Origin of the sequence: Citrobacter sp. Ce119, assembly GCF_030334525.1 — a bacterium.
GTDB lineage: Bacteria > Pseudomonadota > Gammaproteobacteria > Enterobacterales > Enterobacteriaceae > Citrobacter > Citrobacter europaeus.
In genome coordinates, this window is record NZ_JAOWDR010000051.1 from 112,366 (window position 1) to 135,683 (window position 23,318).

The window sequence follows — 23,318 nt, forward strand, 5'->3', positions numbered from 1 at the left end:
ATTGTTATTCTGTTGGTCTGAATGTACGACATATTGGCCGGATGACAGGAGGCATTACTATGCGCTTGGGTCACACAAATTTAGCTGTGGGTTACCAGAGGGCAGTATCCTGAAGTCATCCCTAAGTAGTGTTAAATAGCGGCACCGGAATCTGCTGGTAGGGTGCTGTCGCCTGCGCCCAGGTTGCGTTGCAGTAATACCGTATCAAGCCAGAGTCCATGTTTAAAGCCAATGTTCTTTAGCGTGCCGATTTGCGTAAATCCGGCCTGTTGATGGACCTTCAGCGATCCCTGATTATTGCTGTCGCCGACGATGGCGATCAACTGCCGATAACCGTGCGTTTCGGCCCAGTCAATGACATGGCGGAGCAACGCTTTTCCCGCCCCCTGACGCTGTGCCGTCGGGTCAATGTAAATCGAATCTTCGAGGGTATAGCGGTAGGCATAACGCTCGCGATAGCGAGTGAGATAACAATACCCTATGACCTTATCTTCCTGCAGCGCAACAACCCACGGCAGTCCCAGACTGCGGATTTTTTCCAGACGTGCCAGCATCTCGCGGGTATCCGGCGGGTCAGTTTCAAAGCTGCCGGTACCGTGAATAACATGATGGGCGTAGATATCGCGTATGGCGTGGATGTGCTCTTCTTCTGCGTTAACGATTTTCATTGTTCAGTCCCTGTTGGCGTCTTAGTCAAGATTACCTGAAAGGCTGAAGGGAAGGTAAGTGCAAAAAATTATGCTGAGAGCGCTACGCTCAATAAAATTAAGCTTGCTATCTGTAGGGTTAAAAAGTTGTTTGTGGTTGATATCGTCAATAATACACAAGGTTGATAAATACATTCCCGAGTAGAGCAAAACACAATTTCTCGTGCAGGTATTCTGTCGAATATCAAAATACCAATTATGGTAGGTTTCACTCATGGATTAAAAAACTCGTTTGATTTCATTGGATTTTTACTGTACCTAATTCTTCTCGCAACTGTATCCTTATTTTCATCTTATTGGTCCTGTTTGAGGACGGAAATTAAGTTATATTACGTATATTGTTATCTTTATTCTTAGCAGAGTGCACATATCAGATTTTTCTCTATCCATCTCGCAAAATAGTTACCATGCAAACAGTTGCGCGGTGTAGCTATGCTAACCAGCAATAGTTATCAGCAGCACAAGGTTTCGTCATGCAAACTTAATCTAAATCCAGAATTCAATCCCAAGAGTATTAGGAAAATTTGGTCTAAAATACTTTTTTTGTCTAAGAATTTTCTTATCACATAGCCACGAACTACGCTGAGTGATAAAATTTTTGAGTTTACGCCTCCTTTCCAACGATTAGAGGACGAGGCTCGGGTAGTCAATAATACGAAAGAATTAATTGCTTCATAACCCTATTACGAAATAAGCGATAGTGCATGTTACATGGTCGGCAACCGTCAGGGATTGACCGTAATCTATTGAAAACGCTTATTTTTACTCTGATGTAAGTTATAAGGGCAGATATGTTAAGTATGCGTCGACATGCCAACTTCATTAAACGTTTTAAGTCTTTAAGCTGTTTATTTACGGCAAGCGTTCTTTTTCCTATGCAAATCTCTGCAGCGGTATCAGATTATGACGCTTTGGTTATTGAAGCGCGAAGTGGTAATAGTGCGCCGTTATTGCGCTATCTTGAGGATCAGGGAAAGCAAAGCGCGCTATCGCCAAATCAGGTTGCCGACTGGCTGCAAGTTTCCAGTTGGGTTGAGAACAACGATAAAACCACCATTGCAATCTGGCAGCGCTATCGTGGGCAGATGGAAGTGCCTGCGCGCGGCAAAGTCGCCGCTGCTCGTGCGTACCGTAACCAGAAAAACTGGAATGATTCATTGGCGGTATGGGAAAGCGTTTTACAGGAAGAACCTGACAACGTTGACGTACGTACCGGCTGGATAATGACATTGGCGGATGCTCGCTACAACCAGCAAGCCCTTACTGAAGCGAATAAATGGGCACAGGCGCATCCGGGCGCAGACTCCGACGCGTTACTTGCCTATGTCTATCATTCCCAGGGGAAAAACTGGGACGCGCTGTTGGTTGCCAGCCAGGCAGATGACGTTGATCCAGATAATAAAAATGCAAAATCCACGCTGCTATCTGCTCTGTCAGCAAACCGCGTTTCCGGGCCCGCTCTAAATATGGCGGAGGTAGTACCTACAGCAGATCCTGTGAAGCGTCGCCTTGAACTTGATGCTGCCGCCGAAATGGTACGTTCCTCCTATACGTCCGCGCGGAATGAAGAAGAACGGTTTATCGTGGCGGATAAAGCCCTGGCCCGTTATGACCAGTTACTGGCTGCCTGGAAGGATGAACCATCCGCGCAGAATGATGTTCGTCGGGCGAGAATTGACCGCATGGGCGCTTTGCTGGTTCGTAAACGTACTTCTGAAGTGATTAATGAATACGAATCGCTGTCTGCAAGCGGCGAAGTGCCAAACTACGCAAAACGCTGGGTAGCATCGGCATGGTTAAGCGAGCGCCAGCCAGAAAAAACCGAAGCGATGCTGATGAGCATCTACTATCCGAACGGACCGATTCCTGTTATGCCGCTCGGCCCAGAGGATCAACAGGATCTGTTCTACGCGCATATCGATAATGAAAACTTTGATGCTGCTAAAAAGCAGGCCGAAAACTTAATCAAAGAGAGTCCGTACCTGCGACGTATCTATGGTTCGCCAACGCCGCAGCCTAACGATAACTGGCTGCTCGGACAGTCGCTGCTGACGCAATATCATATTGCTGCCAATGAATTGCCAGAGGCAGAAAAGCTCGCAGAGCATCTGGCGCGAACAGGCTCAGGTAACCAGGGACTGCGCATATCTTATGCCTCTGTACTTGAAGCGCGTGGCTTGCCACATGCGGCGGAGAAAGAGTTGAAGCTTGCGGAAGTGATTGAGCCAAGCAACCTGGAGCTGGAGCGTCAGCAGGCTTACGTTGCGCTGGATCTCCAGGAGTGGAAGCAAGCCGATGAACTGACGGATGACGTTATCGCCCGTAGCCCGGATGATGAAGCGACGCTGCGCCTCGCGCGTATTCGTGATGTCCACAAAATGTCGGAAGTGCGTATTAGCGGCACGCAGGGGATCTCGTCCGATAGCCCGGTCAGCGGTAAGAATGATTTCAACATCAACACGGCGATTTACTCCCCGCCAATTAACGACAACTGGCGACTGTTTACCGGATTCAACTTTGCTACCGGTGAATTTGAAGAAGGGAAGGGGATCAGCCGCGATCTGGCGGCAGGCGCGGAATGGACTTCCCGTGATTACTGGGCGGAAATGGAAGTGTCTGGCCGAAATTATGGCGATGGTCAGAAGATTGGTGGACGTCTTTCCGGTTGGCATGACTTCAATGACAACTGGCGCGTAGGCGGTTCGGCCGAGCGTTTGTCGCGTAATACGCCACTGCGCGCGCTGCGTAGCGGCGTGTATGCCAACGGCGGCGATATGTTTGTCCGCTGGTATCAAAACGAACGACGTGAATATCAACTGTCGTTCGCCGCATCACATTTCTCAGATGGTAACGATCGCATCGAATACGGACTCAGCGGAAAAGAACGCATGTGGACGACGCCGCGCTTCACTCTGGACTTTACCCCAGGCATCGGCGGGAGCACTAACACCAAAGAGAATGTGCCGTATTACAACCCGAAGAGTGATTTTTCCGTTGTTCCGGGCCTGAGCGCGGAGCAGGTTCTTTACCGCCACTATGACACCGTCTGGACTCAGCAAGGCCTGGCAGGTGTCGGTGGCTACTGGCAGCAAGGCCAGGACGCTGGTGCCATCGTTCAGGTGGGATATGGACAACGGCTCAAATGGAACAACGTCGTAGATGGTGGGGTGATGCTGATTTGGGATAAACGCCCCTACGACGGTAAACGTGAGCGGAATATCTCCCTCGCTTTCGATTTAAATGTCAGGTTTTAAGGATTGTTCATGCTGAAAAGATGCCTGTGGCTTAGCGCATTAATCGCTGGCTGGTTGATGATTACCGCGTGCAGTAGCGCGCACAATACAACGCCTCGCTATGTTCCTCCCGCGCAGAGAACGCCGCTGACGGCGGATCATCCGTGGCCGAAAAATAGCTTTCTGGTGCTCGGCTACCACGACGTTGAGGATGGCGCCGCCGACCAGCGCTATCTTTCTGTGCGCACCAGCGCGTTGAGCGACCAAATGGCGTGGCTGCGTGATAATGGCTATAACCCGATCAGCGTGCAGCAAATTTTGGACGCCCATGACGGTAAAATCGTGTTGCCAGAAAAAGCGGTACTGCTCACCTTTGATGACGGATATAGCAGTTTTTATACCCGCGTCTGGCCGCTTCTGAAAGCCTACAACTGGCCTGCGCTTTGGGCTCCGGTAGGGAGTTGGGTTGATGCCCCCGCCAACAAAAAGGTCGATTTTGGCGGGCTAATGACGGCGCGAGATAAATTTGCCACCTGGAAAATGGTCGAAGAAATGGGCAAATCGCCGTTGGTGGAAGTCGGTGCGCACACCTGGAACTCGCATTTCGGTGGCGAAGCCAACCCGCAGGGAAGTAAAGAACCGGCGGTGGCGAACCGCCTGTATGATAAGAAGACCGGCGCTTACGAAACGGACGAACAGTACACGCGACGCATAAACGCGGATATCTCTCTTATCACCAATAAGATTAAATCGGTGACCGGGAAATCGCCACGCGCGTGGGTCTGGCCTTACGGCGCGGCCAACGGCACAACGTTAAACCTGGCTAAAGATCATGGCTATAAGATGGCCTTCACGCTCAACGAAGGGCTGGCGAATGCCGCGTTTCTCGACGATATTCCACGCGTGCTGATCTCTGATAACCCCTCTCTGAAGCGCTTTGCCAGCCAGGTTGCGCAGGTACGTGAACCGCAGACGATGCGCGTGATGCATGTCGATCTGGATTACGTGTATGACAAAGATCCGGCCCAGCAGAAGCGAAACATCGACAAGCTTATCCAGCGCGTTTATGACATGCGCATTTCTCATGTCTTCCTGCAGGCCTACGCCGATCCGCAGGGCGACGGGAATATTCGCGAGCTCTATTTCCCCAACCGCTGGCTGCCAATGCGCGCCGACCTCTTTAACTATATCTCCTGGCAGTTACAAACGCGGGCAGGGGTGACGGTGTATGCCTGGATGCCGGTTCTGGCTTTCGATCTCGACGCTTCCATTCCACGCGTAACCGCCTGGGATCCGAAAACGGGCCGTACTACGATCAACCGCGAGAACTATGTTCGTCTGTCTCCCTGGGACAGCGAAGCGCGTAAACGCATCACTGAAATCTATGAAGACCTGGCGAAGCATGCCAGCTTTAAAGGGATTTTGTTCCACGACGATGCTTTCCTGACGGATTTTGAAGATGCGTCACCGGAGGCGGTAGCCGCCTACCGCGCCGCAGGTCTTCCGGGCAGCATTGAGCAAATCCGTAGCAACCCACAGTCGTTTGAGCGCTGGACGCGACTAAAAAGTAAGGTGCTGATCGACTTCACCAAACAGCTGACCCAGGCGGTGCGTAATATTCGCGGTCCGCAGGTGCAAACTGCGCGCAATATTTACGCGATGCCGGTACTGGAGCCGGAGAGTGAAGCCTGGTTTGCGCAGAATCTGAATGATTTCCTCAATACCTATGACTGGACGGCACCGATGGCGATGCCATTCATGGAGCAGATCCCGGCTAATGATGCCAACGCCTGGCTCGACAGATTAGTGAATGCCGTTGCACAAACGCCCGGCGCGCTGGACAAAACCGTGTTTGAACTACAGGCACGAGACTGGCGTAAATCCGGGGACGAGGCTGAAATCAGCGGAAAACAAATAGCCGAATGGATGCGCCAACTGAAATTAAGCGGTGCAGGTAACTACGGCTATTACCCGGATGATTTCATCAGCGACAAACCTGAGATGTCAGAGATTCGCTCGACGTTCTCCTCATACTGGTACCCGCAAAAATGACAGATCGCATTATTGCTTTCCTGATACTTTGCCTGATGTTCAGCCTGCCATTTGGCGTGGCTGTCGTCTTTACAGGTGAAGTGATGTTGAACTTTGTCTTCTTCTGGCCCTTATTCATGTCAGCATTGTGGATAAGCGGCGGGGTCTATTTCTGGTTTTACCGTGAACGCCACTGGAAATGGGGAGATGACACGCCGCCGCCGACGCTACAGGGAAATCCGCTGGTTTCCATTTTGATCCCTTGTTTTAACGAAGGGATCAATGCGCGTGAAACCATTGAGGCCGCGCTGGCGCAGCGATATAAGAACATCGAAGTGATTGCCATCAACGATGGTTCAACGGATGATACCCACGACGTGCTGGAACAACTGGCTGTGGAATACCCCAGTCTGCGGGTGATTCATCTGGCTGAAAACCAGGGCAAAGCGCTGGCGCTTAAGACCGGGGCAGCCGCGGCGCGCAGTGATTACCTGGTGTGTATTGATGGCGATGCGTTATTGGACCGTGATGCCGTTGCCTATATTGTGGCTCCGCTTATCCAGTTCCCGCGCGTCGGTGCAGTGACCGGGAATCCACGTATTCGAACCCGCTCCACCTTAATCGGTCGGGTGCAGGTCGGTGAGTTTTCTTCCATTATCGGCTTGATTAAGCGTACACAGCGAGTCTATGGGCAGATCTTTACCGTTTCTGGCGTGGTTGCGGCGTTTCGTCGTCGCGCGCTGGCCGAGGTCGGTTACTGGAGCCCGGACATGATCACCGAAGACATCGACATCAGTTGGAAGCTGCAATTGCGCCACTGGTCAGTATTCTTTGAGCCGCGAGCACTGTGCTGGATCTTAATGCCTGAAACGTTAAGAGGGCTGTGGAAGCAGCGTCTGCGCTGGGCTCAGGGGGGAGCAGAGGTGTTTATCGTTAACATGCGCCGCCTGTGGTCGTGGGAGTTCCGCCGCATGTGGCCGCTGTTTCTTGAGTTCTGTTTTTCTACCGCCTGGTCGTTTGCCTATGCTGTCAGTATCGTGTTGTTCCTGTTAGGGCTGATGATCCCGATGCCGGACTCGCTGTATGTACAACATCTGTTCCCGCCGGCCTTTACCGGACTTATCCTCGGCGTGGTGTGCTTGCTGCAGTTTGCGGTGAGCCTGATGATTGAGCGGCGCTACGAAAAAGGCATTGGCGCGTCGTTGTTCTGGATTATCTGGTTTCCGGTGGTGTACTGGATGCTAAGCCTGTTCACCACGCTGGTCGCTTTCCCGAAAGTCATGCTCAAACGCAAACGCGGCAGGGCGCGTTGGGTGAGTCCCGACCGTGGAATTGGGAGGATCGAATCATGAGCCAGCCACTGATCTTTACGGAGCGGCGTTTGTTGCCGCGCATTATTGACGTGCTGTTGACGGTCATCGCCTGGGTTGGATTTATCTATTTGATCTATAAAGGGCTGATCGCGGCTCTGGCGCACTCACCTTATATGGGCGTGCGACCCTTTTTCACCACGCTGGATACGGTCACGTTTTACATCCTTGTCGCGCTGGTCAACGGACTGGTGCTGATAAGCTGGGCGAAGTACAACCAGTATCGTTTTCGTGTAGAACGCCGCAGCCGCAGGCCCGGACTGGAAGACCATGAGCTGGCGGAAAGTTTACGCATTACCCGGGAACTGGTTACAGAACTCAACAAAGCGCGGGTGCTGACGGTCCACCATCATGAGAATGGTGAAATCAGTCATATCGATGTGGACAGGGATATCGCCGATAACCGCCTGCCGCCGCCGACGCCTGCGATGCTGGAGTATTTGCCGCCAGAGCCGCAGCCGTCGATGCAGAAAAGGTCTGAGTGATATTTCTGGTGCCAACTGCTTTCTTCGGCCTCGCACAGGTCTATGATTAGACCCAGACAATAAAAAATGCGAGGCAATGTCGTGGATAAGGAACTACTGGATGCAGGTTACCGGGCCTATACCGGCGAGAAGATTGATGTCTACTTCAATACGGCGATATGTCAGCATTCGGGCAACTGTGTGCGGGGAAGCGCTAAGCTGTTTAATCTGAAGCGTAAACCGTGGATCATTCCGGATGAAGTGGATGTCGCAACGGTCATTAAAGTGATTGATACCTGTCCGAGCGGTGCGCTGAAATATCGCCAGAAATGAGTGAGGGGACCATGGAAATTCTTGCAGGCCACAATAAGTTTTATGTTAACGATGCTGAAGGCAATCAGGTTGCCGAGATTGTCTTCGTGCCGACGGGTGAGCATCTCAGCATTATTGAACATACCGATGTCGATCCCAGCCTGAAAGGTCAGGGCGTTGGTAAACAGCTGGTGGCGAAGGTGGTGGAGAAAATGCGTGCCGAAAACCGCAAAGTTATTCCGCTGTGCCCGTTTGCCAAACATGAGTTTGATAAAACCCGTGAGTACGACGATATTCGCGCCTGAAAAGATTACGTACCCCGGAAGGCATAATCGCCGTCCGGGGCATCACTCCCGATGCAGCAAATCCTGATAAATTCCCGTCAACACCCCTTGTGGGCCAAACTCCTTTTTAATCCACTGCGTTACCCGACCGGTTGCTGAATGCTGGGTTGCCAGCAACATCCGTGAATCCTGACGCGGGTTGTGGATCTTCCGCGTGACCAGCAACGACTTTTCCATCGCCTCGCGCACCATATAGTCCGGCAGAAAACCGATGCCCTCCCCCAGGATCTGGCACTGGCATTTGGTATTAAAATCGGGAACCAAAATCGACTCCTGGCCGTGTAACAGCCAACCGACCTTCTTGTTGATGGTGTGCGCGGTGTCTTCCACCATGATGTTCGGGTACAGGCGCAACTGGCTCTCAGAAATCGGTTCAGGCATAAAAGCCAGCGGATGATCCGGGGCAATCGCAAACGACCAGCGGATCGCGCCGATCTCGGTGTAATCAATCCCGCCGCCATCCAGTAAAGTATCCGGCGCGCCGATAGCGATGTTGGCAAGGTTGTTGATGATCGAATCCCAGACGCCGTTATACACCTCGGTGGTGACGGTTATCTGGCAGGTAGGGAACTGTTTCTTGAGTACCTGCAGCAGTCGCGCCGTGTGTTGAGGGGTATATAACAGCTGGTTAATACAGATACGTACCCGGGCTTCAATACCCTGAGCAATGGTATCAATGCTGCGCTTGATGGCGTGGAAATCGTTGAGCAGGTCGGTGGCCTTGCGAAACAGATAGCGACCAGATTCGGTCAACTCAATGCTACGGGTGCTACGCGTAAACAGCACCACATCAAGCCCCAGCTCCATGCGCTTAATGGTGTAACTAATTGCCGATGTGGTTAAGCCAAGTTCTTCAGCCGCTTTGCTAAAGCTGCTATAGCGGGCAGCCATGGTAAATGCCAGCAGGTTTTCCTCGGTAAAAATTGAATTCATCTTTCTCCCCTCCGGCGGCAAACGCGTATCCGCGATGCGATGATTGTTGAATGTATTTGTAATCCTTATACAGAGCAATCAGTTTTGAACAGAATTTAACACTAGTTTTACATTTGATTTGAAGGCAATCACACTTCTGTATATTAATTGCAGGCCGCTATCCGTGCAGCATCGCGCCTGATTTTCCTGACTATTGATTAATGGCAAAAAGCAGCTCTGTCATAAGGAAAAGATTGCACTACAGCACGTTTTGTTCTCATTGTTAAATATAATTCAATAATCGACACGCTTACGATGAATGAATTTTAAGCGGATATTATTCTCTGCGCTCTGTTGCTATTCTCAGCTTATTGGATATTTAAAAAGTCTAAAAAACTGCAGGAGAGCGATTATGTCAGAGAAAGAACTCATTACTGAATTTCTGCTGGCGGCAGAGCAGGGCAGTGCTGATGGATTAAAATCCTGCCTGGCAAAAAGTGTGGATATTAATGCCACTAACCGCCAGGGACGCACCGCCATTATTATTGCCAGCCTGAATAAGCATTATGACTGTGTTTCTTTATTGATTGCCGCTGGTGCCGATATTAATAAACAGGATCAAACCTGTTTTAATCCATTCCTGATTAGCTGTCTGACTAATGATTTAACGTTGCTGCGTATCGTATTGCCGGCCAACCCCGATCTCAATTGCCTGAGCCGGTTTGGCGGCGTTGGTATTACGCCTGCCAGCGAAAAAGGCCATGTCGAGATCGTCCGCGAACTTCTGCTGCGTACCGATATCAATGTTAACCATACCAACTTTGTCGGCTGGACGCCGTTACTGGAAGCCATCGTGCTTAATGACGGCGGCGCGAAGCAGCAAGAAATCGTTAAGCTGCTGCTCGACCATGGCGCAAACCCACACATGACGGATAAATACGGTAAAACCCCGCTGGAACTGGCGCGGGAGAAAGGGTATCACGAGATTGCCGAACTGCTGATTGCGGCCGGAGCCTGACAGAGGAGCGCCACTATCGCTACGCCATCACGGCGATGCGTACAGGCGCTAACCGCAGACGGCGCGTTTCTCGCTTTCCGGGGAACGGGACGGGTGGAACAGGTTTTTTCCCGCGCGGTAAACCTGTTAATACCCGAACAGCAGCGACTGCTGACGTTACTGAGTGAAGGTTGTGATAACGCGCCTAACAGCTGTCGGCTGGCGCTGACGCATTGTGAAGAGCTGTTTTACCCCGGTGAGTGGGTCAGTTTTACCAGGTCGGGAATAGCAGTTGGCAACGATAAATGGATAGAAACCTCCGGGTGCCTGCCGTGGCGCATACCACGCTGGACGCCAGATGCAGTAAGCCTTGCCGCAATCCGCTGGCTGTGCTGGGAAGAGCTTATCCGCCAACAGCTAAGAAGCGATGACTCATTATTTTTGTACCAGGGAGATAACCCGTTTTATCAGGAAATCACCCGTCAATTACTCAACCGCCGACAAACTTTACTGGCGGCGTTACATACAGGAGAAAATATCTCTACAGCGGTCAGCCATTTAATTGGTCTGGGGATTGGTCTGACGCCCTCATCGGATGATTATTTAGTGGGCTTAAGCACCATTCTATTTATTCCCGGGCATCCGCTGGGGAAATATCGTGAAGATTTTTTAGTTGCCTTACAACGTGCTGGAAATAATACAACGTTACTCAGCAAAATAACGCTGGAGGAAGCCTTTCATCAACGTTATCGGGAAAGCGTCGGACGGCTGCTGAACCATATTATTACTGAGCAACAACTCGTTTCTACGCAATATATTACTGACATTAAAAATATCGGCTCAAGTTCTGGCTGCGACATGCTGTATGGCATGGCGGATGCCTGCGCCCTGAGCCACAGGTCCGGAGGGAATTATGTCGATCAGGATAGTTGTTAAAAAGAACACGTATTTTGATTCTGTCTCACTGATGTCTATTTCCACACGCGCAAATAAGCTCGATGGCGTTGAGCAGGCGTTCGTGGCTATGGCGACAGAAATGAATAAGGGCGTACTGAAGAATCTCGGCCTGCTGACGCCTGAACTTGAAGAGGCGAAAAGTGGCGACCTGATGATCGTCATTAAAGGCGCCAGCGAGGCGGCGAACGACCAGACGCTGGTGGCGATTGACGATCTGTTTACGCATAAAGAGCAGGGCGGTCAGCATGAAGCGCGCTATGCCACGCTGGCCAGCGCGAAGAAGCACGTCCCTGACAGCAATCTGGCGGTGATCTCGGTCAATGGCCTGTTTGCCGCGCGTGAGGCGCGTCAGGCGCTGCAAAATAACCTCAACGTGATGTTGTTCTCTGACAACGTCTCTCTTGAAGACGAACTGGCGCTTAAGCAGTTGGCGCATGAAAAAGGGCTGTTGATGATGGGGCCAGATTGCGGAACCGCCATTATCAACGGCGCGGCGCTGTGTTTTGGCAACGCGGTGCGTCGCGGCAACATCGGGATTGTTGGTGCGTCCGGTACCGGTAGCCAGGAACTGAGCGTACGTATTCACGAGTTTGGCGGCGGGATTTCCCAACTGATTGGCACCGGTGGTCGCGATCTAAGTGAGAAGATTGGCGGCCTGATGATGCTTGACGCGATTGGCATGCTGGAGGCCGATCCGCAAACTGAGATCATCGCACTTATTTCCAAACCTCCTGCGACCGCGGTGGCGCGCAAGGTGCTGGAACGTGCGCGCGCCTGTCATAAGCCCGTTGTGGTGTGTTTCCTCGGCCGTGAAGCCGCGCCTGCAGATGAAAAAGGTCTGCAGTTTGCACGCGGAACTAAAGAGGCGGCATTGAAAGCGGTATTGCTGACCGGCGTGAAAAAAGAGAGCCTGGATCTCCATCCGCTCAACTGGCCGCTGATTGAAGAGGTTCGCGCCCGCCTCACCCCGCAGCAAAAGTACATCCGTGGCTTATTCTGCGGCGGCACGTTGTGCGATGAGGCGATGTTTGCCGCCATGGAAAAACATGCCGAAGTTTATAGCAACATTCATCCGGATCCGGCGTTCCGCCTAACGGATCTCAATCGCAGCGTGGCGCATACCTTCCTCGATTTCGGTGATGACGATTTTACCAATGGTAAACCGCACCCGATGATCGATCCGACCAACCGCATTAGTCGTCTGTTGCAGGAAGCGCGCGATCCTGAAGTCGGCGTGATCGTTATGGACTTCGTTCTTGGATTTGGATCGCATGAAGATCCGGTTGGCGTGATGCTTGGGGCGATCGTTGAAGCCAAAGCGATCGCCGCCGCAGAGGGGCGTCCGCTTGAGATCCTCGGCTATGTGCTGGGAACCGATCTTGATACGCCGTCACTGGAAAAACAGTGTCAGATGCTGACCGATGCTGGCGTTATCTGGGCGAGCAGTAGCACCAACACCGGATTGCTGGCGCGTGAATTTATCTGTAAGGGGGAGGAAGCCTGATGAGCCAGACACTGTTTAACCAGCCGCTGAACGTGATTAACGTCGGCATCGCGATGTTCAGCTATGACCTGAAAAAGCAAAACGTACCCGTGACTCAACTCGACTGGACGCCGCCGGGCCAGGGCAACATGCAGGTCGTGGCTGCGCTGGACGACATTGCCGATTCGCCGCTGGCAGACAAAATTGCTGCCGCTAACCAGCAGGCGCTGGAACGCATTATTCAGTCGCATCCGGTGCTGATTGGCTATGACCAGGCGATCAACGTCGTACCGGGCATGACCCGTAACACCATCCTGCACGCCGGGCCGCCAATCCGCTGGGAAAAAATGTGCGGCGCAATGAAGGGCGCGGTAACCGGTGCGCTGGTGTTTGAAGGGCTGGCGAAAGATCTGGATGAAGCCGCCGAACTGGCCGCCTCGGGTGAAATCATCTTCTCACCCTGCCACGAGCATGACTGTGTCGGCTCGATGGCGGGCGTGACCTCGGCATCGATGTTTATGCACATCGTTGAGAACAAAACTTACGGCAACCGCGCATATACCAATATGAGCGAGCAGATGGCGAAGATCCTGCGCATGGGGGCGAACGATCAGAGCGTTATCGAGCGCCTGAACTGGATGCGCGATGTGATGGGACCGATGCTGCGCGACGCCATGAAGCTGGCGGGCGAAATCGATCTGCGTCTGATGCTGGCTCAGGCGCTGCATATGGGCGATGAGTGTCACAACCGCAACAACGCCGGGACGGCGCTGCTGATTCAGGCGCTGACGCCGTGGATTATTCAGACCGGCTATCCGGTTGAGCAACAGCGAGAGGTGTTCGAGTTCGTCCTCAGCAGCGATTACTTCTCCGGACCGACCTGGATGGCGATGTGTAAAGCCGCAATGGACGCCGCACACGGTATCGAATACAGCACCGTGGTGACGACGATGGCGCGTAACGGCGTTGAGTTCGGTCTGCGCATCAGTGGCTTACCGGGTCAGTGGTTTACCGGTCCGGCGCAGCAGGTGATTGGTCCGATGTTTGCGGGCTACAAGCCCGAAGATTCCGGGCGCGATATTGGCGATAGCGCGATTACCGAAACCTACGGCATTGGCGGTTTCGCCATGGCGACGGCACCGGCCATCGTGGCGCTGGTGGGCGGTACGGTCGAGGAGGCGGTTGATTTCTCGCGCCAGATGCGTGAAATCACCCTCGGCGAAAACCCCAACCTCACCATTCCATTGCTTGGTTTTATGGGGGTACCGACCGCTATCGATATTACGCGCGTGGGCAGCACCGGCATTCTGCCAGTGATCAACACCGCCATTGCGCACAAAGATGCGGGGATCGGCATGATCGGCGCTGGAATAGTTCACCCGCCGTTCGCCTGTTTTGAAAAGGCGATCCTCAACTGGCGCGACCGCTACTGCCAATAACAATAACCGGGGCTAACGCGGTTAGCCCCACAGTAGCGAAGCGAAAAACGTTGCTTACCTGCAGGGCTGGGCGATCTCCGCGATCGCAAACGATGCTTAACCTGTGAAGGATATTCCATGAACAGCATAAAACTTGAATGGAAACGTGGTGACTGGGCAGCTTACTTCGGGCTGATGACCAACAACCTGACTAACCTGCTGACAATGATGGGGCTGCTCATTTTTGTTGTCGGGATCCCTACCGAAATTGTCTATGGTCGCATTGCGCCTGCCTTTGGCCTGGCGGTGCTGGTGGCCAGCGTCTGCTATGCCTGGTTTGGCCTGCAGATGGCAAAACAAACCGGACGTAAAGACGTGACGGCGCTGCCGTCCGGACCGAGCGCACCGTCGATCTTTACTGTGACTTTCCTGGTGCTGATGCCGGTTTATCAGCAAACCAAAGATGCCAACTTCGCTATCCAAATCGCGCTGGTGTGGTGTTTTGTTGAAGCGTTGATCCTGGTGGGCGGCTCCTTCCTGGGTGAGACCATCCGCAAGATGATCCCGCGCACGGTACTGCTGTCTTGTCTGTCCGGCCTGGGGTTGCTGCTGCTGGCGATGAACCCGATGCTGCAGGCATTTGAAGCGCCGACCGTCTCTTTCATCGTCCTGTTGCTGATCTTCATTAACTGGTTCGGTAAGAAGCCGATTTTTGCCCGTATTCCTACCGGTTTGCTGCTGCTGATTGCCGGTACGGCCCTGGCGTGGATCTCTGGTTTGCAAAGCCCGGAGGCCATTAAATCGTCGATGGCTTCCTTTGGTTTTAACCCACCGGAAATCCATGTCGACAGCTTCCTGCAAGGTTTGCCGCACGCGCTGCCGTATCTGGCTTCTGCTGTTCCTCTGGGTCTGGCGAACTACATTTTTGACCTCGAGAACATTGAAAGCGCGCATGCGGCGGGGGATGAGTACAACACCCGTAAAGTCATGATGGCGAACGGTTTTGCTTCCATGCTCGGTTGCATGCTCGGCAACCCGTTCCCGGTGACCGTGTATGTTGGGCATGCGGGCTGGAAAGCGATGGGTGCCAGCATCGGTTATACCCTCGCTTCAGGCATCACCATGTTCCTGGTGCCGTTATTTGGGTTAGGAGCGTTTATGCTCGCCATTATTCCGATGACCGCGATAGTGCCGATTTTGGTATTTATCGGTGTGGTGACCGCCAATCAGGTGGTGCGAGAGACGCCCAAAGTCGAGGTTCCCGTTATCTTCATCTGCTTGTTCCCGTGGATTGCTAACTGGGCATTGACCATCGTCAACAGCGTGATGGGGGCCGCCGGAACATCTGCGGGGAAACTGGGGAGCGATCTGCTGCACAGCAAAGGTGTCTATTACGACGGACTGGTGCATCTGGGAAGCGGCGCGCCGCTGGCCAGCATGCTGTGGGGCTGCGTCGCTATCTTCGCCATTATGAATAAGCCGCTGCGCGGGGCGATTGCCGCAGCCTTTGGTGCGCTGTTATCGCTGTTTGGCGTGATCCACTCTCCAGCGGTTGGCTTTGCCGAAGGCAGCTCGATGATGTTTGTTGTGGCCTACCTGATGATGAGCGGCATGTTTGTCCTCAAGCATGTTCTTGATAGCCGTGAAGCGGTGACTGCGCCAGAGCAGGAACCGACGAAAACGACCTGAATCGCCTGCACGCGGAAGATAACACTATGAAAGAACTTGTAGTCGTTGCCATTGGCGGCAACAGCATTATCAAAGATAACGCCAGCCAGTCGATTGAACATCAGGCTGAAGCGGTGAAAGCGGTGGCGGATACGGTGCTGGAGATGTTGGCATCGGACTACAACATTGTGCTGACGCACGGTAACGGGCCGCAGGTTGGGCTGGATCTACGGCGTGCGGAAATCGCACACGAGCGTGAAGGGCTGCCGCTTACCCCGTTGGCAAACTGCGTCGCCGATACGCAAGGCGGCATCGGCTATCTGATCCAACAGGCGCTGAACAACCGACTGGCACGACGCGGCGAGCAGAAGGCGGTCACGGTGGTCACGCAGGTGGAGGTCGACAAAAACGATCCGGGCTTCGCTAACCCCACCAAGCCTATCGGGGCGTTCTTTAGTGAAGCACAGCGCGATGAACTGCAGCGGGTCAATCCGGGCTGGCGCTTTGTTGAGGATTCAGGGCGCGGTTACCGCCGGGTAGTCGCCTCTCCACAACCGAAGCGCATTGTCGAGGCGGAGGCGATCAAAACGCTGACCCAGCAAGGCTTTGTGGTGATTGGCGCAGGCGGTGGCGGCATCCCGGTGGTGCGTAGCGAGCTGGGGGATTACCAGAGCGTGGACGCAGTGATTGATAAAGATCTCTCCACGGCGCTGCTGGCGCAGGAGATTCGCGCTGACATTCTGGTCATCACCACCGGCGTCGAGCAGGTCTGTATTCATTTTGGCAAACCCAACCAGCAGGCGCTGGATACGGTGGATGTCGCAACGATGACCCGTTACATGCAGGAGGGGCATTTCCCGCCGGGTAGCATGTTACCCAAGATCGTTGCCAGTCTGGCGTTTCTGGAGCGTGGCGGTAGACGAGTGATCATCACCACGCCGGAATGCCTGCCTGCCGCACTGCGTGGCGAAACGGGCACCCATATTGTCCATTCCTGAGAGGAAACGTGAATGAAGGAAAGTAACAGCCGCCGTGAATTTTTAAGTCAGAGTGGAAAAATGGTGACAGCTGCCGCGCTGTTTGGCGCAGTGGCTCCGGTCGCGTATGCTGCTAATCCTGTCGGGAACACCTGCGGGTCGAAGAGCACAATGACGATTAACGATAAGCACTATTACCTGGATAACGTCCTGCTGGAAGCCGGGTTTGATTACGAAAATTCGGTGGTGGTGCATACCCGTACCGCGCTACAAACCGTTGAAATCCAGGACGGGAAAATTGTTGCGCTGCGCGAGAATAAGCAGCATCCGGATGCGACGCTGCCGCACTATGATGCGGGAGGAAAGCTGATGCTGCCCGCCATGCGCGACATGCACATCCATCTGGATAAAACCTTTTATGGCGGTCCCTGGCGTTCGCTGAACCGTCCGGCAGGCACTACCATTCAGGATATGATCCGCCTGGAACAAAAGCTGCTGCCTGAACTCCAGCCTTACACACAGGAGCGCGCGGAAAAGCTCATCGATCTGCTGCAGTCAAAAGGCACCTCGATCGCGCGCAGCCATTGCAATATCGAACCGGTTTCCGGGCTGAAAAATCTCGAAAACCTGCAGGCGGTACTGGCGCGTCGTCAACCGGGTTTTGCCTGTGAAATCGTGGCGTTTCCGCAGCATGGCCTGCTGTTATCAAAATCTGAACCGCTGATGCGCGAAGCGATGCAGGCGGGAGCGCATTATGTCGGCGGTCTTGACCCCACCAGCGTCGATGGGGCGATGGAAAAATCCCTCGACACCATGTTCCAGATTGCGCTGGATTACGATAAAGGCGTGGATATCCATTTGCATGAAACCAGCCCGGCGGGCGTGGCGGCAGTGAATTACATGGTGGAGACGGTGGAGAAAACGCCACAGTTAAAGGGCAAACTGACCATCAGCCACGCGTTTGCGCTGGCAACGTTGAACGAACTGCAGGTAGATACGTTGGCGGGCCGCATGGCGGCACAGCAGATTACCATTGCCTCGACGGTGCCGATCGGTACCTTGCACATGCCGCTTAAACAGCTGCGTGACAACGGTGTGGAAGTGATTACCGGAACAGACAGCGTGATTGACCACTGGTCGCCGTACGGGCTGGGCGACATGCTGGAAAAGGCAAATCTGTACGCGCAGCTCTATATTCGCCCCAACGAACTCAACCTGTCGCGGGCGTTGTTCCTCGCTACTGGCGATGTGTTGCCGCTCAACGATAAAGGTGAGCGCGTCTGGCCGAAAGCGCAGGATGAAGCCAGCTTTGTGCTGGTGGATGCCTCCTGTTCGGCGGAAGCCGTCGCGCGAATTTCCCCACGCACCGCGACCTTCCATCAAGGGCAACTGGTGTGGGGGAATGTCGCAAGCTAATCTGGTTTTACGCGCAGCGGCAATCGCTGCTGCGCTCTTTGCTTGTTAGCCGACAATTCCCAGATAGCCGTGGATCCCCATATACAGCCCCACCATGCCAATGAGTGCGCTGGAAAAATAGGGAGCTTTGCGTGCCAGCGTGTTAAATCCGCTCCAGCGTTTGGCCGCCTGTTGCACACTGATTGCCGCTCCCACACCCACCGTTACCAGCGTCAGCGCCAGCCCGAGGCTGAAGCACAGTACCATGGTCGCGCCCAGCGTGAAGGCTTTGAGCTGGATGCAAATCAGCAGTACCGTAATGGCGGCAGGGCACGGGATCAACCCGCCGGTCAGACCAAACAGTAATATCTGGCCGTTGGTGACCTCTTTGTCCGCAAAGCGCCGCTGAATATCGGTGGCATGCGCTCGTTCGTGGGCATCCTGATACTCTTTTGAACCTTCGTTCAGCCCGGCCAGTGCGGCATGATCGTGTTCATGATGATGATGGTGATCGTCATCGCGGCCATCATGATGGTGGTGATGACCGTCATGATCATGGTGATGCTCGTTAGCGTGGTGATGATGCCCATGATCGTGGTCATGATGCGTCTGGGCCAGCCAGTTCTGCTCTCCCTGCCTGGTCCGCCAGAACATCCAGAATGCGGTCCCGAGAATAATAATCGCCGAGACAAACTGCAGCCAGGGCTCGACGGCCTGGGCGGTAAACGCTTTGCTGATATACATCCCGCCTAGCGCAATCAGCCATACCACGGCGGTATGCGACAGCGTTGCCGCCAGCCCCAGCATCACCGCCTGTTTGATGGTTCCCTTAATAGCAATAATAAAGGCCGCCATCATCGTCTTGGAATGCCCTGGTTCCAGCCCGTGTAACACACCCAATAGAATCGCGCTGGGAATGAAAAACCAGGCGTTGCCTTGCTGAAGAAGCGTAGAAAACTCACCCATGAGAATGATTCTTAGTTGTTTAATTTTGCTTGATTCTACTCCCCCCCAGTATTAAATACTACCCCCCAGTAGAATGAGGATGGTATTGTCGCTACAGCCAGACGTTAAAAAGGTAAAGCTATGTCACATACGATCCGCGACAAACAAAAGCTGAAAGCCCGAGCCAGCAAGATTCAGGGGCAGGTAGCGGCGTTGAAAACCATGCTGGATGAACCGCATGAATGCGCGGCGGTATTGCAGCAAATAGCGGCGATCCGCGGTGCGGTAAATGGATTAATGCGTGAAGTGATTAAAGGTCATCTAACCGAGCACATTGTGCATCAGGGCGATGAAATTAAGCGCGAAGAGGATTTGGATGTGATCCTGAAAGTGCTGGATTCGTACATCAAATAAGTCAGTTTAACGGCTCATCCACGTTCAATACCGTCCAGTTAAGCATGTAGGGTGAACATGTGATTCTTTCTCAGGGTTCCGTTCACCTCAGCAGTGTTATTTTTCTGAAGCATTGATACCCGTGAACGTGTAAAGGGCGTTCTTCGCCACGCCCTTTACAATCCCGGCTCCCGGCGGGAAAATTGCCGCTCCGCGGTCCCCTCCGCTTATTCCTCCAGGCTACCGGGTCGGGCGCGAGGTAGCGTCCCTGCAAAGCGCGCCCTGAGCCAGCATCCATGCTGGCTCTCCCCGGCTTACGGAAACACGTCGGCAATTTTCAGCCGGACCAGCCCACACCTCACCATCTGCGTTTTTGGTCTGAACAGCAAAACAGATTTAACTGGAAATCAGAGCGTTGAAGCGATGACTCGGGTCCGGCTGAAAATCGATGAGGAGTTGACGTCTGACCGGGGCTGTCCGCAGGGATGCGGACAGAGGGGACGGGCTGCATGGACGCAGGCTCGGCCCCGACCCGACAGGCAGACGGCATAAGACGAATGAATCGCGTAGCGACGATTTTCCCGCCGGGAGCCTGGGTTGCAAGGGAGGCGGCGGTGAGCCTCCCTTGCACGTTCACAGGAATCGGTGCTTCAGAGAAACGATGAACATGAGGTGAACGGAACCCTTCTCTGAGATAGCATGTTCATTACTTCCGCCAACACAGGTTGATACTTTCTGAAATTGAGTTGTTAACTGAACGACATCGCACCCACTTTCAGGAGAATGAGCCGTTCAACAACACGTTCTAGCCAAAAAACATCACAGATACGCACAGCAGACCGACAATCAGGGTGATCAGATTACCCACTGAACGGTACGGCTTCAGTGCCGGGATCAGATAGGTCGATAATGTCGGCATGATAAACAGAATCATGGCAATCAGTGGCCCGCTTATCGCGTAAATCATTGAAATGGCATTAGGGTTAATGCAGCAGATGATGAACGTAATGGCCGAAACCAACATAATGGACAGGGCGCGGTTAAAAGCCCGGCTTTTCTTCACTCCCACCTGATGCAACGACGTTTTTACTACTTCCGTTGCCCCTTCAATCACGCCAAAGTAGGTGCCGAGGAACGATTTTGACATCGCCACAACGGCAACGATGATCCCGGATATCGACAGCCAGGCCGGCGCGTTGGGCATCATCGATAGCGCTGACAGAATGGTCACGCCTTCATTTTTCGCGTCTTCGATATAGTTTGTCGGAATCGAAAGCAAACAGCTGAAGACGAAAAACAGCACGCTCAGGCAGATGATGACGTAGGCTACCTTCATGATTTTTTTGCATTTACCCATGGCCTGCTCGCCGTATTTCTCACGTCGGTCAATGGCGAACGTAGAGATAATTGGCGTATGGCTAAAAGCGAAAACCATCACGGGAATAGATATCCAAACCTGATGCAGCGTGTGCTGATCGAAAGACATCTGGCCAGTGAGTAACGTTGGTTGCCAGCTTCCGGTCAGGTAAAGCGAAAGGAATAAAAAGTATGCGATCAGCGGGAACACCAGAAAGCCCATGACCCGAATGGTGGCTTGTCGGCCCATCAGAAAAATCAGGTTCAGCACCAGCACCACGCCAAAACTGACCAGCATGCGGATCCGCAGATCGATGGTGATATGTTTTGCCAGCTGTTCGGTGAGTGAATTGGTTATCGCTACGGCGTAGATCAGCACCACCACAAAGAAGGCAATAAAATAGAGAGTGGTAATCAGGCTGCCAATCTTCTTGCCGTAGTAGTGCGTAACCGCGCCGGTAATTCCTTCACCTGCCGAGGTTTTTGAGGACAGGATAAACTGGCACAGCGCCTTGTGCGGCCAGTAGGTTAAAGGCCAGGCGACGAGTGCGGTGATAAACAATACCACCGCGCCTGCAGAACCCAGCTGTATGGGGAGGAAGAGGGTTCCTGCGCCGACGGCAGTCCCATATAGTGCGAAGCTCCAGAGAGTCTCTTCTTTTGACCAAAATTTCGACATTATTTGAACGTATCAACTATAAAATAAACAAAAAGAAGCGCAATTTACCACAAATGGCAGGGGCTGGGGGAGGTGTGAACGAGTGGGCTAGTGAATGGATTAATAGCCGGAACCGAGAAGATTCCGACTATTATTTTAATTATCAGGCAGTAACGCGCTGCTGGCGACGCTTCATAACACGCTCGCGTAACGTGTCATAAGCCCAGTTATAGAACATGGTGTACGGCAGGAAGAACAGGAAGAAACCTATTTCCAGCGTGAATGCCTGAATCAGGCTGACGTTTAGCACATACGCCACGATGCTCACCCCGATCACAATAAAACCGCTCTCGAAGCCTAAGGCGTGAAATGCCCGCACTTTCGCCGTACGTTTTACCAGATGTGATGGCCACAGGCGGTCAAACAGGGCGTTATAAATGATATTCCAGATCATCGCCGTGGTGGCGAGAAGAACGGTCAGTCCGCCCATTTCCAGCACCGAGCGCTGCATCAACCATGCGGTGGTTGGTGCGAGAACAGCGGTGGCAATGCCTTCAAAGCAGACGGCATGAAAAATACGCTCCACTAGCGAGCGGCGTTGGACTGTATCGTGTTGCATAACCTAAAACCTTCTTTAATGCCCGGATAACGGAATGGTGGCAATTTTATCGTTTTATGTGATATCTAAAAGATAGTATCCATCGATAAAGTAGATAGTTCATGCGTTACTCTCCTGAAGCGTTAACGGCATTTGTGGAGACCGTGTCCTGCGGCTCATTTTCTGCGGCGGCCCGGCGGCTGCGCAAAAGCCAGTCCACCATCAGTACGGCCATTGCGCATCTGGAAGCCGATCTTGGTTTTGCGCTCTTTGACCGCTCATCCCGCCAGCCAACGCTGACTGAAGAAGGTAAGCGGGTGCTGGGCTATGTGCAGGCCATTTTGACGGCCAGCGAACGTCTCGATGAGGCGGCGATCTCGCTGTCGGGTGAGACGGAAGCGCGTCTGACTTTCGTGCTTTCGGACACGCTACACCCGGATGTGCTGGAAGAGTTGATGGTGCAGTTTGACCGCAAGTTTCCCCATACCGAGTTTGAATGTCTGATTGGCGAAGATGAAGACGTGATCGATCTGCTGCAAAAAGGACGTGCTCAGGTGGGGTTGATCGAAGCGCGCGAGGATTACCCGACCGACATGGGCGTTACGCGTCTGCCGATGCAAACCTGGATGGGATTATACGTCGCGGCGTCGCATCCGCTGGCGGCTCATGAAAAACTGCAGTGGGAACAGCTACATACCTGGCGCGAGTTGCGTCTGAATACCTATCTGGAAAACGGCACCAACGTGGCGCGTGGCCCCGTCTGGTCGGCGCCTAACTATTTGTTGCTGCTGAGTATGGCGGTGCAGGGATTCGGCTGGTGCGCGCTCCCTTGTGCGCTGGTGGAGGAGTTTGCGGCAGAAAAACCGCTGGTTCAATTGAATCTGCCCGGTTGGCCAAAGGCTATCTCTATCGATCTGTTGTGGAATAAAAAATCCCCCCCTGGCGTGGCGGGAAGTTGGCTGCGCGACCATTTACAGCAGAGTGGCGTTCAGATGACCAATAAATGATACGAATTTCCTTTGTGATAAAAATCACCGTTTTTAAACAACCTTGATAACTCTTTTTAACAATCATCTACTATTGCGGTGTTATTTTGCGCT

The 23,318-nt window shown here is 53.2% G+C and carries 20 protein-coding genes; 15 read left to right on the top strand and 5 right to left on the bottom strand.

All coding sequences use genetic code 11. From position 1 onward, the window contains the following. Window positions 1-131: 131 nt before the first annotated feature. Window positions 132-668, bottom strand: coding sequence for a GNAT family N-acetyltransferase (locus OGV80_RS13170; protein ID WP_075145667.1), 537 nt, complete (start codon window positions 666-668; stop codon window positions 132-134). Between the two features lie 830 nt (window positions 669-1,498). On the opposite strand from OGV80_RS13170, the gene pgaA reads away from it, so the two are divergent. The 6 genes from pgaA (at window position 1,499) to OGV80_RS13200 (ending at window position 8,422) form a co-directional block, all read left to right on the top strand. Then, the gene (pgaA, locus tag OGV80_RS13175) at window positions 1,499-3,961 is read left to right on the top strand and encodes a poly-beta-1,6 N-acetyl-D-glucosamine export porin PgaA (protein ID WP_047408928.1); all 2,463 of its coding nucleotides are present in this window, start codon (window positions 1,499-1,501) and stop codon (window positions 3,959-3,961) included. A gap of 9 nt (window positions 3,962-3,970) precedes the next feature. After that, window positions 3,971-5,992 (top strand): poly-beta-1,6-N-acetyl-D-glucosamine N-deacetylase PgaB, encoded by a 2,022-nt coding sequence (pgaB, locus tag OGV80_RS13180; RefSeq protein ID WP_043017463.1) that lies wholly within the window; start codon window positions 3,971-3,973, stop codon window positions 5,990-5,992. Continuing rightward, window positions 5,989-7,323 carry a poly-beta-1,6-N-acetyl-D-glucosamine synthase gene (pgaC, locus tag OGV80_RS13185; protein ID WP_043017462.1) on the top strand — a complete coding sequence of 445 codons (1,335 nt, stop codon included), beginning with the start codon at window positions 5,989-5,991 and terminating at the stop codon, window positions 7,321-7,323. The genes pgaB and pgaC overlap by 4 nt, the downstream gene beginning before the upstream one ends. After that, entirely contained in the window at window positions 7,320-7,826 is a 507-nt protein-coding gene (pgaD, locus tag OGV80_RS13190; protein ID WP_043017461.1) for a poly-beta-1,6-N-acetyl-D-glucosamine biosynthesis protein PgaD, read from the top strand. The genes pgaC and pgaD overlap by 4 nt, the downstream gene beginning before the upstream one ends. A gap of 81 nt (window positions 7,827-7,907) precedes the next feature. Then, the gene (yjdI, locus tag OGV80_RS13195; protein ID WP_047413384.1) at window positions 7,908-8,138 is read left to right on the top strand and encodes a 4Fe-4S mono-cluster protein YjdI; all 231 of its coding nucleotides are present in this window, start codon (window positions 7,908-7,910) and stop codon (window positions 8,136-8,138) included. A gap of 11 nt (window positions 8,139-8,149) precedes the next feature. Then, on the top strand, window positions 8,150-8,422 hold the full coding sequence (locus tag OGV80_RS13200) for a GNAT family N-acetyltransferase (RefSeq protein WP_003033869.1): 273 nt from the start codon (window positions 8,150-8,152) through the stop codon (window positions 8,420-8,422). A 42-nt stretch (window positions 8,423-8,464) separates the two neighbouring features. Here the strand turns inward: OGV80_RS13200 and OGV80_RS13205 are convergent, their stop codons facing one another. After that, on the bottom strand, window positions 8,465-9,394 hold the full coding sequence (locus OGV80_RS13205) for a LysR substrate-binding domain-containing protein (protein WP_043017460.1): 930 nt from the start codon (window positions 9,392-9,394) through the stop codon (window positions 8,465-8,467). Window positions 9,395-9,785: 391 nt separating this feature from the next. Here OGV80_RS13205 and OGV80_RS13210 point away from each other — a divergent pair, with 391 nt between their 5' ends. The 7 genes from OGV80_RS13210 to OGV80_RS13240 all read left to right on the top strand — a co-directional run bounded on the left by OGV80_RS13210 (window position 9,786) and on the right by OGV80_RS13240 (window position 18,289). Next, window positions 9,786-10,391 (top strand): ankyrin repeat domain-containing protein, encoded by a 606-nt coding sequence (locus tag OGV80_RS13210; RefSeq protein ID WP_047408940.1) that lies wholly within the window; start codon window positions 9,786-9,788, stop codon window positions 10,389-10,391. A gap of 93 nt (window positions 10,392-10,484) precedes the next feature. Then, window positions 10,485-11,306 carry an oxamate carbamoyltransferase subunit AllH family protein gene (locus tag OGV80_RS13215; protein ID WP_167373399.1) on the top strand — a complete coding sequence of 274 codons (822 nt, stop codon included), beginning with the start codon at window positions 10,485-10,487 and terminating at the stop codon, window positions 11,304-11,306. Continuing rightward, window positions 11,284-12,831, top strand: coding sequence for an acyl-CoA synthetase FdrA (gene fdrA / locus OGV80_RS13220; protein ID WP_087052038.1), 1,548 nt, complete (start codon window positions 11,284-11,286; stop codon window positions 12,829-12,831). The genes OGV80_RS13215 and fdrA overlap by 23 nt, the downstream gene beginning before the upstream one ends. Further along, on the top strand, window positions 12,831-14,249 hold the full coding sequence (locus tag OGV80_RS13225; RefSeq protein ID WP_087052039.1) for a YlbE family protein: 1,419 nt from the start codon (window positions 12,831-12,833) through the stop codon (window positions 14,247-14,249). Before fdrA ends, OGV80_RS13225 begins: the two co-directional genes overlap by 1 nt. Window positions 14,250-14,366: 117 nt before the next feature. Continuing rightward, window positions 14,367-15,917, top strand: coding sequence for a xanthine permease (locus OGV80_RS13230; protein WP_080626139.1), 1,551 nt, complete (start codon window positions 14,367-14,369; stop codon window positions 15,915-15,917). Window positions 15,918-15,943: 26 nt separating this feature from the next. After that, window positions 15,944-16,894 carry a carbamate kinase family protein gene (locus tag OGV80_RS13235; RefSeq protein WP_286515092.1) on the top strand — a complete coding sequence of 317 codons (951 nt, stop codon included), beginning with the start codon at window positions 15,944-15,946 and terminating at the stop codon, window positions 16,892-16,894. 12 nt (window positions 16,895-16,906) lie between these two features. Continuing rightward, complete coding sequence (locus OGV80_RS13240; RefSeq protein WP_087052040.1) at window positions 16,907-18,289, top strand: amidohydrolase family protein; 1,383 nt, start codon at window positions 16,907-16,909, stop codon at window positions 18,287-18,289. Window positions 18,290-18,334: 45 nt separating this feature from the next. Here OGV80_RS13240 and OGV80_RS13245 read toward each other — a convergent pair whose 3' ends face one another. Then, on the bottom strand, window positions 18,335-19,234 hold the full coding sequence (locus OGV80_RS13245; protein WP_286515093.1) for a nickel/cobalt efflux protein RcnA: 900 nt from the start codon (window positions 19,232-19,234) through the stop codon (window positions 18,335-18,337). 120 nt (window positions 19,235-19,354) lie between these two features. Between OGV80_RS13245 and rcnR the strand changes: the two genes are divergently transcribed. Further along, complete coding sequence (gene rcnR / locus OGV80_RS13250; RefSeq protein ID WP_043017452.1) at window positions 19,355-19,627, top strand: Ni(II)/Co(II)-binding transcriptional repressor RcnR; 273 nt, start codon at window positions 19,355-19,357, stop codon at window positions 19,625-19,627. Between the two features lie 784 nt (window positions 19,628-20,411). Here rcnR and OGV80_RS13255 read toward each other — a convergent pair. Beyond that, a complete protein-coding gene (locus OGV80_RS13255; RefSeq protein ID WP_003825569.1) occupies window positions 20,412-21,641 on the bottom strand; it encodes an amino acid permease in 1,230 nt (409 codons plus the stop codon). A gap of 142 nt (window positions 21,642-21,783) precedes the next feature. After that, window positions 21,784-22,239: a multidrug/biocide efflux PACE transporter gene (locus OGV80_RS13260; RefSeq protein ID WP_047408961.1), complete on the bottom strand. Its 456-nt coding sequence runs from the start codon at window positions 22,237-22,239 to the stop codon at window positions 21,784-21,786. Window positions 22,240-22,340: 101 nt separating this feature from the next. Here OGV80_RS13260 and OGV80_RS13265 point away from each other — a divergent pair, with 101 nt between their 5' ends. After that, complete coding sequence (locus tag OGV80_RS13265; RefSeq protein WP_047408964.1) at window positions 22,341-23,225, top strand: LysR family transcriptional regulator; 885 nt, start codon at window positions 22,341-22,343, stop codon at window positions 23,223-23,225. The last annotated feature ends 93 nt before the right edge of the window (window positions 23,226-23,318 follow it).